This window comes from Bifidobacterium pullorum subsp. saeculare, assembly GCF_016899725.1.
Lineage (GTDB): Bacteria > Actinomycetota > Actinomycetes > Actinomycetales > Bifidobacteriaceae > Bifidobacterium > Bifidobacterium pullorum_C.
In genome coordinates this window covers 1-1041 of sequence record NZ_JACLYU010000054.1, presented here as the reverse complement: position 1 = coordinate 1041, position 1041 = coordinate 1, and the positions used below count along the sequence as shown (strand labels likewise).

Sequence of the window (1041 nt, the reverse complement as noted above, 5' to 3'; positions counted from 1 at the left end):
GATAACGCCCGGTTTGTTGCGCACTTTGGTTGAGGCCTGAATGAAGAGGCATGGCCCGTCGTCTGGGTGCGATTTCAGTCGCCAAACACAAAACCGCTAGTGGAAAGAGGCGACGGAACCATGCAGGATCAGATTCTACAGGTCGATGAGAACATGCTCGAGACGAAGCTGGGCCGGTTGGTGTCCCGGAAGGTCGAGCAATTGTTGAACGCGATGCTGGACGCGGAGGCGGACGAGATCACCGCGCGGCCAGGTACGAGCGCACCGGGGAGAGGAGGGCGTACCGGGCGGGTCATTACGAGCGTGACCTGACCGTGAAGGCCGGGACCGTGACCCTCAGGGTCCCCACGCTCAAGGGCGCGCTGTTCGAGTCGGCGGTGATCGAACGATACCGGCGTCGTGAGCAGAGCGTCGAGGAGGCGCTGATCGACATGTACCTGGCCGGCGTCTCGACCCGTCAGGTCGACGACATCAGCCGCCTGCCGTGGGGCGAGCGGATGCCCTCGCAGACGCTCTCGGACAAGCTCAAGGGGGTGTACGCGCAGATCGACGAATGGCGCAACAGGCCGTTGGGGCGTTCGTACCCGTACCTGTTCGTGGACGGCGTGCGGCGACAGGCGCACGTGGGGCGGGTCGGCCGAGAACGTGAGCGTGCTGGTCGCGATCGGCGTGGACGACACGGGCCATCGGGAGGTCGTCGGGGTCGCGGAGGGCATGAAGGAGGACAGGGCCAGCTGGGAGCAGTTCGTCAGGAGCCTGATCGAACGCGGTCTGAAGGGCGTGCGGCTCGTGGTGGGCGACCGGTGCGCCGGGCTGGTGGCCACGGTGAACTCGATGCTGCCCGGCGCACGGTATCAGCGGTGCACGGTCCACTTCATGCGCAACGTGCTCTCCAGGGTCAGCCGCAAACACGCGGCATGGGCGGCCGGCGCGCTCAAGGCCGTGTTCGCCATGGAATCCCGCGACGCCGCGTTGAGGAAGGCGGAGGATGTGGCCGCGCAGATGGAATCCCGCGGATTGAGGGCCGCCGCATCCTGCCTC

General features: G+C 66.3%; 1 pseudogene. It reads left to right on the top strand.

From position 1 onward, the window contains the following. Nucleotides 1–120 precede the first annotated feature (120 nt). Nucleotides 121–1041 (top strand): annotated as a pseudogene (locus H7U32_RS09355) (IS256 family transposase); the annotation flags it as partial.